This is a genomic window from Caldisericum insulae (assembly GCF_047785965.1).
Lineage (GTDB): Bacteria > Caldisericota > Caldisericia > Caldisericales > Caldisericaceae > Caldisericum > Caldisericum exile_A.
On the sequence record NZ_JBLOBF010000020.1, the window covers coordinates 1 to 8,401 of the forward strand.

Below are 8,401 nucleotides of genomic sequence, written 5' to 3' on the forward strand. Positions count from 1 at the left end.
TTCAAACTTCCAATATCTCTTTTTACTATATTTTATCATCTCTCTCTCTCTTGTCAATACCTTTTAGTAAGAATTTTTCACTTTAATCAAAAAATTCTTTTCTTCATATATATAGACTCCCAAACTCCAAAAAAAGTTCCATAAATTTGAGAGAATTTCTAGACTTTATTTTTATCCCTTCCTTTCGCGTGCTTTTAGCAATGGGTTTTCCTATCCTAGAACTTTTTTCTCTCAGGGCACAAACCCTTCTTTGCGGGGCGGTCTTTGTGCATATGGTAGCTGCGGCTCTTTAACTCTTTACAGCAACCACTCTGTGCACTACCCCGCCAGTAACTTTAATAAGGGTGGGTGGGGAATAACATCGCGAGGCGCTCTGCGTATCTGTCTCTTTAAAGAGTATATTCTGACGCCTGCCAGTAAGTGACTCTTTCTTTACCATCCCCGCCCTCGGCATATCCAAAGGCGACGGCTACGGAAACTTAAGACCGAAAGAATATATCACAAGGGAAGAAGCGATGCTCATTGCATATAGGGTTTTTAAAGCATTGCAAAACTGAGTAGAAAATGCCTGAAAGTTTTTTATTCACTCTTATCATATTTCCCTGCCTCAATGGTAAGGGATTTTTTACATTAAGGCGACACTCAAATAACTACAAGAAACTGCCTACGGAACACGAAATAGGTGACGGTTAACTATTAGAGGATGAGCGCACTTAAAGCTGTCTTTGCTTCCGTATCTCTCTTAAGGAGCAGACGATGTCAATAAATCATTTTTATCTATTGCAATAACTGAGCCTGGAGTTTCTTGGTTTGGTGGGGTATACAGAAACACTTTTGAGTCATCAGATGTAATCATTTTAGAGCCATTTGGAAACCTAACAATACTTTTCCCTGAATTTATCTCTATGAGGTAAGAAAAGGTTAAAGTTAATAAAGTATCTTTTGCGTCTCTCCTCTTCTCATTTGCCAATCCTATAAACTTTCCCTTGCCTTTAAGTTCAATTATTCCATATATGTCTGTATTGGGTTGTAATTTGAGTTTTATTTCCTCTCCTGTATCTTTATTGATTGCGACTAATTCAGAATAATCGTCAGATAAAGCGTAGACAAAGTTTTCGGTTAGGTAATTGAAATGATAACCAGCATTAAGTGATTTAGTAAAATCAATCTTAAACGTATTCAGATTAATGCCCACAATTTTTATATTGCTATATTCCTCAGGAAAAAGATAAATCCTTTCATTTGATGGATCAAATTCAAACCTAGGATAGAGAAACCCTGTAATCTTAGATGCATCTACTCCCTTGAGAGAAGGGTAAGAAAAAACCTTCATTGTAGCGCCAGTATTTGCATCAATTGCAAAAATTTGGAAGTACTTTTCTTTAGGTTCAATACCTCCAAATAAAAGCATATTATCTTTCCACTGAATAAACGAGAGATATTCATTATCAATTTCTCTTTTCCAATAAATTTGTGGTTTTGTAAATTTAAGTTCAATATCTGTTTTATCAGCACTTGTTTCACTCTTTGTTAGATTCCATATACGTTCTCCAGGCGCACAGATAAAATAACCAATCGCTTTACCGGTTTCTGCATCAATAATCAAAGCCTTTGACGGAGCAACGTTCCATATAAAAACTTTTCCGTTTTCTATTGTGACATGCGTTCCACCGAAAGGTTCTGAGGGTTCGGTTGGATTTATTCTTTCAAACCCCGCTTTATACTCAACTTTCCCTGCACTCTTATCTATCTTGTACAGCTCTGATGAAGAAACCAGGAACAATTTATTTCCAAGAACTTTACCATCCAAAACTTGACCTGTATCAATTTTCCACACATACGGAAATTCCCTCAGGTTTACCTCAAGCTTTTTATTAAAAATGGACAGAGAAACCTCTTGTGTTTTTGGCATAAACCCGTCTTTTTCTAAAGTAATTCTATACTTGTTTCTGGTTGATAATTCTGTTGTTATGGGTGTTTTCCCAACTACTCCGTAAGTAAAAATATTGTTATCCTGGATAGTTTCGATATATACATCTGCACCTTCTGGATTTGAAGTTATTTCAATGCTCGTCTTATCGTGTATGTTGCAACCTACTGATGAAAGCGGCAAAACAAACAAAATAAAAAAAATAAGTAAATGTAAGCGCTTCATTTGATTCCTCCCCCTTATATTATTCATTAGTATATAAAATATCCTTTATTTTTGCTCAAAAATAATCTTGTTATTATCATTACTTTGTTCAACACCGCTAAAATAAACAGTGTTGGGCTAATTGTGCTAATTCTAAGATGATAACTGGTTGTATATATGTATTGGATGGTATATAGGCCCCGTGGATGTATTTTGCGAGCCAGCATAATCCCATCTAACATGATAATAATCGTAATTGTGGCAATCAACAAGCACTGCACATGTCCCACTCAAATAGTCAATATAGGTATAGGCTACCACAGCTACATGGTTTACACCATTTTGTGCATCCCAATCATAATACACAATATCTCCCTTTAGAAGACCACCAGTGTTCACATCACTTATTGGAATTTCTGTTCCAAAATGATTTAACATAAAAGGATATTGGTAGTCTACATTTATCCACGTAAGTGGCCAATCATCGTCATTAGTTTGATTAGGATATGTTCCATTATTATCATACCACCAGCTTGAACTATTGTGTATACGCCAACCTACATAAGGAGCTCCTCCAGCATGCATTGACTGCGAGACAAAATTTGCACAATCGTTAGGTTGAGTTTTATAGTAGGCGAAATTGTAATAATCCGGGTAGTTTGCCCCACCATGAGCTGACGGATTAACATAACTGTCTGCATAGGAAGCAGCTGCATTTCTATTGTAACTAACTGTGCTTGTAGCAGTATTTATAGCACTCTGCTCGACGACTACTTTTGTAGATGTTGACTCAGTAGAGAGCTTATAATCAGGAGATATTACCCCTGTTAAAGGCCCTTCATCATACGAATCTTTAAGAAGTATCCATTTACTGCCTTTAGAACTCCAGGTCATATCATGATTAACGCCAAATCCAGATGTAATAGTATTTCCTTTCCAAGTCCAGTCGAAGAATGTCCACTCATAAACTGAAACATTTGCAATATTATCGCTTATATTAATATTTTTTATGTATGGAGTGCTTTTCATGCTGACTATTTTCGTTTCCCATCGTTTTTCAAGGGCTCTGAATTTTTGCACTCTGTCATTCAATTCAAACTGTAATAATTTGGAGTCTATAACATAAAATTCATTAAGATTAGTATTATGACCAATAGTACATTCTGCACGTTCGTAAAAGAGGCTATCAATACTCTGTATTAAGGCATCTTCGCTGTTGTTTGCAAAAGCTAATGGAGCAGACATAAAGATCAATGAAAAAACAATTAATAAAATAAAAACATTTCTTAATACTTTATTATTTCTAACCATAGATTACCTCCTTCTTAGGATTTACTTAATTCTCACAATCTGTAAAACTCCTTTTCACAAATTACAAATTCACTTCCTTTTCGTGATAATTTTTCTGTCTTTTCATCTCCTATCTCAAACTTTTGGAACTATTCCCTCTTCCAACATCCATCGCCTCCCTTCAAAGGGTTGAATTTGTTTCTCTTCTATACTTCTTTGTAACTCGCTCGCTTTCTCAGCAAGTTACAATAGTTTAATTGCTTTTTTTTGCAAGAGTTTTTTAATTTTTCTTCTCATATATTAGACTCTCAAACTCACAAAAAAGTTCCATAATTTTCAAAGAATTTTTAAGAAACTTTTTTCTCTTATAGAATCCGCTGACGAGGAGCACTGATTTAATTTTCTCTTACTCCTTTGTAATCCGAGATCATTTTCATTGGATTTACCTTTACTATTTTTGAGAAGATTTCAGAAGATTAAAGATTCCGGATTTGCAAAAAATGTAATACTTTTTTGAAAAGAAATTCAAAAATTGCTGAATAATGGTTATAAAAATAGGTAAGGCGATGCTATGTTCGATAAAATCTTTTTTAAAAACATAGGACTTTATCATTTTTGCAATCGAAAGATTGGAGACTAAAAGCCTCCAGTATATTATCAGCAAAAATAAATAGGAGGGGCGAAAATCACCCTCTTAAAATACTTAATTATCCCGTTAATGATCAGCAGAAGCACATTTAAAAGCAAACATTACAAGTTCGGCTCCATTATTAGCATCTACAACAACGTTCATTTCGGGAACATATAGCGAAGCAGATGACCATCCCGGCCCTCCTCCATGGGTTGGCATATGCACTCCTTGAAAAGTAACAATCCAAACCGGAATATCTCGTAATTCAAGATTGGATCCGGGGAGCGTAATAGGAGGAGAATCAATCCCTCCCGCATGTTGCGTAAATAACACATATATAGCATTAATGTTTGATGCCTGTTCGCTATTTACAGTTCCTATAATTTGCTTTGCTCTTTTGATAGCAGCATCCTTATCCAATTTAGGAGTAGTTCTTGCCTCTTTTAATTCAATTCCAAGGTTAGATAAATCCTTCTCACCTAATAGGCTACTCGAGGTAGATGAATTATCTTTGTAAGAAGATCGTAGACTATGAGAGGTATGTGCAGAAACTACTACAAAACTGTATACTCCGATAATAATAGATACAATTAAAAGAATAATCATACCTTTACGCATAATTAGACACCTCCTTTCTTTTTTGGTTTTAATACCTTGTCTCCCAGATTTCCCATGTCGTGTCACCTGTGTCAATATTATTGTCCATTGTTGAAAGATTATGATATTCTGTAACACCAGCGGATACCCAAGAACCAGATGTTGTTTTGTACTGCGCATTGCCCATAGTTACAGGATTACTAACTGAACCAGGACATTGATCGCCGGTATCATGAGTTTCTCCAAAGAATTCTACTGCATCTGGAGTCCAGCCAAGATCGCTGAGAGGTAGGGTTTTCTTAACATCCCCATTGATCTTAAAGTACATTGTCGTTGAATCACTACCTACCATAAAATCATTGTGGCTTCCAGACTGTGCTGTAGCAAGATATTCCTGACCGAATTTACTTGTAACAACACTATTATATTCCCAAAAATACTTTGGTGCAGTAAAGCCTGGATCCTTAGCCCAGCCAACTTGGGCATAGTTTTGGTCAGGAGGATTACACGTCATCGCCTATTCTGAAGAAGAACCATTGGAAGTAATATATGGATTTTGCGTTTCACAAGTAAGAGCGGCACCTTTATTAGAAACTAATTTGTAACCTCCGTTAAAATAAAAACCTGCAGATGCACTAACTGAGATAGATCCAGCAAAAATCAATAATGCAAAAAGTATTAATACAATCCTAATTTTTAAAAAGTTCTTCTTCATTTTTATCTCCTTGTTTAAATTTCTACTCATTCTAAACCTCTTTAAATATTTTTTTAATTTTTTAAAGGCCTTACAGAGCAAAATTAAGCCTTAAAGAGATTTTGGTTCCGCAAACTTTCTAAGACTGCTTCTACATTTTCCACTGACGATTCCTCTTATTCGCATTAATTTTTAGCTACAATACTCTCATATTGCACCACTTCCTTTCTCATGAATTTCTTCTTCTCGTATATAAGACCTGAGAATGTGGAAATTTGTACCCATTCTTTGAAAGAATGTTTAAAAAACTTTTTTCTCTTATAAAATCTGCTGACGAGGAGCGTGGGTTACCGAAGATAAACCTGTTGAAAAAGCGCAGGTTACAAAAGATCAAAAAATTAGGTTAAATCAATACTGTGTTCGAAAAAAGCTTTTTCAGGAAACTTTGATAGATAAATCGATTGGGTTTTAATCCAAATTGTGAAAACAATTAAAATATCTTTTTATAGATTGTTTTCCTTTAAATCTAAGTTGACGGTTACATCATTTGCTTTAAACTGAAGAAATTTTATAAAGAAGATCATATTATCTTCAAAATATATACTGTTCTACGCAAGTTATTGCATCCTATGGTTGGATCTTTCCTTTTTCGATGTCTACAGTAAATTTCGCAGTCGTCAAAGGAGGCTGTGAACCACCTGGAATTGAATGGAGAGGTGGTAAATCCTGATAGCTTAAAGGAGTATATGCAAGGCGTACCTCTACTAATTTCTTGCCTGAACTGGGAAACATTAAACCTTCGACAGATACAACATCGTTTTTACTAATATCCTGTGGTGCTTCTCCTTCCTTTGCAACAAAGTATTTTGCTTCTTTGCTGTTCCTTACTATTTCAATTGCCTCTTCCTTTTCCTTATCAGAAGGCTCGTATTTAATGGGTTGAGAAAATTCGATGCTCCCGCTCGATACGTTTACTATAACCTCTTGATCATTGTAAATGACAATCCCTACTCCATCCTTAACAATGACATCTTTAAGTGCAACTTTATACTGCAGCTTATTCTCTATGATCTTTGCAGTGGCTAATTTAACGAAATACGGTTTGGTGTAGACAAACGAAAGGATAGAAACCAATAAAACAAATATTCCAATGCCATAGGCAAGCTTCACTCTTAAAAGATGCCTTCTTTCTCTTTGAAGGGTAACTTTTACAAATTCCTCCTGCAATATTTTATTAAAATCCCCTTTATAGCTTTCTATTTCCTCATCAGTTAATTCTGGAGGCTTAACGCTTTTAAGCATTGTCTCCATTTTTTCTATTTCCTCATTATTTTTTCTTCTCATATTTCTCACCATATATAAGACTTAAGTTTTTCAAAATTTATACCCATCATTTTCGAGTTTTTTCTTCAAATTAGTCAAAGCCCTGTAATAAACTTTTTTCACTGAAGTCTCCCTATAATCGATGATTAGTGCTACTTCTTTCAAACTCTTATGCTCAAAAAATATTAGTGTTAAAACAGACTGTTCAACTGGAGATAACTTCTTAATATACTCATGGATTACCTCATAATTTATATCTTCCAAACTTTTGTTATCTGAATTTTCAGCATGCGTTTTCCCATAATCATTTAAAAATCTGTTCTTTTTGATTTCCTCTCTGTAGTAATCGTTTATAACATTTGTTGCAATCCTAAGTATCCAAAAAATAAGAGGGCTTCGTTCCTTATAAGAATTGAGATATTCAAGTGCTCTTAGAAAAGTTTCTTGGGTGAGATCTTTTGACAATTCCACATCAAATGTCCTCCTGTAGATGTAGCCAAACACCTCTTTGTAGTAAATATCCACAATTTCTCCAAAAGCCTCTCTGTCTGTGAGAGCTTTTTTGACAAGTTCTCTTTCGCCCATATTTCAATTTATTATACTATTAATCAAAACAAAAATACATTTAACAAATATAATTTACAGAATCAAAATTGTTTCAGGGCTCTCCTGCAAAAGGGAACCCTGCGTTGATTAAAGGAGACAGCAATAAAAAAGTTTTGCACAGACCTTATTGAGCCCAAAGACTGATTGTGCCTTGATATGAAGAGATATTAGCGCTATTATCCGCTGGATTGATAACCCATGCATAGAAAGACTTTGAAGCATCTACATTAAATCCTGTTGAGCCAGAGCCGCCTGTTAACCTATGCGCAGTTATTGTAGACGAATCAGCATACTGTATGCCAACATCAATTGACTCATTAGAAGGATTCCAGGTTAAAGAAAAAGAGACATAAATGTATCCTGAATACGGACCAAACCTGTTACCATAGCCTGGCTGAAGGTTTGCTCCACTTATAGGCACATCAATATGCCAAACATCGGGTTTTGCAATAGGATAGGAAACCTTTTCAAATTTAAATGTTAAAGGTTCATTGGGGCTTTTCCTTTCAGATTCTTCTTTCTTCATTGCATCCATACCTACGCCAACAACATAACCATAAGGCAACCTATCAGGAGAGTTAGTAAATTCCTCAAATTCTTTTACATCAATCAATTGGTAAATAACTGTGTTGGATAAATTCTTAATATCTTCTTCAACTGAAGTAAACTCTGGCACTTCAACCAGTTTAAGGTTTTCATCCGCAATTTTTACGTTTCTCTCAGTAAAAGAATTCGCAGTTTTTACAAGACCAACGCACCCTGCGATGATTATTACTAAAGCAACTAAAACTAATTTCCTCATTTTTAAGCCTCCTTAATAATTTTTTGTCTTTTAAAAAACTTTAGAATACTTTTAACCTAACCTAGAACAAATTCTGTTTCTACAAACTTTCTGACGCTGCTCCCATATTTTTACAACACCAACCCGTCACGCCAACATCATTTTTAGCTAACTTCTCTCATATTGCACCACCTCCTTTCATTTATATTTTATACTCTCTCTCGAGTCAATACCTTTTTAGAAGAATTTAGGAAAATTAATTTTTCACTTTAGCAAAAATCCTTCTCTCATATATAAGACTCTCAAACTCACAAAAAAGTTCCCATAAATTTCGAGGAATTTTTA

At 34.9% G+C, this 8,401-nt stretch carries 9 protein-coding genes; 1 reads left to right on the forward strand and 8 read right to left on the reverse strand.

Going from position 1 to position 8,401, the window contains the following annotated elements; genetic code table 11:
• The first annotated feature begins 452 nt into the window (after positions 1 to 452).
• The gene (locus tag ACMV0E_RS07880) at positions 453 to 557 is read left to right on the forward strand and encodes a hypothetical protein (RefSeq protein ID WP_416085845.1); all 105 of its coding nucleotides are present in this window, start codon (positions 453 to 455) and stop codon (positions 555 to 557) included.
• A gap of 185 nt (positions 558 to 742) precedes the next feature.
• Here ACMV0E_RS07880 and ACMV0E_RS07885 read toward each other — a convergent pair whose 3' ends face one another.
• The 8 genes from ACMV0E_RS07885 to ACMV0E_RS07920 form a co-directional block, all read right to left on the reverse strand.
• A complete protein-coding gene (locus ACMV0E_RS07885; protein WP_416085837.1) occupies positions 743 to 2,155 on the reverse strand; it encodes a PEGA domain-containing protein in 1,413 nt (470 codons plus the stop codon).
• A 132-nt stretch (positions 2,156 to 2,287) separates the two neighbouring features.
• Positions 2,288 to 3,445 carry an amidase domain-containing protein gene (locus ACMV0E_RS07890; RefSeq protein WP_416085838.1) on the reverse strand — a complete coding sequence of 386 codons (1,158 nt, stop codon included), beginning with the start codon at positions 3,443 to 3,445 and terminating at the stop codon, positions 2,288 to 2,290.
• A gap of 694 nt (positions 3,446 to 4,139) precedes the next feature.
• Positions 4,140 to 4,673, reverse strand: coding sequence for a hypothetical protein (locus ACMV0E_RS07895; RefSeq protein WP_416085839.1), 534 nt, complete (start codon positions 4,671 to 4,673; stop codon positions 4,140 to 4,142).
• Between the two features lie 28 nt (positions 4,674 to 4,701).
• Entirely contained in the window at positions 4,702 to 5,166 is a 465-nt protein-coding gene (locus ACMV0E_RS07900; protein ID WP_416085840.1) for a hypothetical protein, read from the reverse strand.
• Positions 5,167 to 5,169: 3 nt separating this feature from the next.
• Entirely contained in the window at positions 5,170 to 5,367 is a 198-nt protein-coding gene (locus ACMV0E_RS07905; protein WP_416085841.1) for a hypothetical protein, read from the reverse strand.
• 606 nt (positions 5,368 to 5,973) lie between these two features.
• A complete protein-coding gene (locus ACMV0E_RS07910; RefSeq protein WP_416085842.1) occupies positions 5,974 to 6,690 on the reverse strand; it encodes a hypothetical protein in 717 nt (238 codons plus the stop codon).
• Positions 6,691 to 6,720: 30 nt separating this feature from the next.
• Positions 6,721 to 7,254 carry an RNA polymerase sigma factor gene (locus ACMV0E_RS07915; RefSeq protein WP_416085843.1) on the reverse strand — a complete coding sequence of 178 codons (534 nt, stop codon included), beginning with the start codon at positions 7,252 to 7,254 and terminating at the stop codon, positions 6,721 to 6,723.
• A 145-nt stretch (positions 7,255 to 7,399) separates the two neighbouring features.
• Positions 7,400 to 8,077, reverse strand: coding sequence for a hypothetical protein (locus ACMV0E_RS07920; RefSeq protein ID WP_416085844.1), 678 nt, complete (start codon positions 8,075 to 8,077; stop codon positions 7,400 to 7,402).
• Between the last annotated feature and the right edge of the window lie 324 nt (positions 8,078 to 8,401).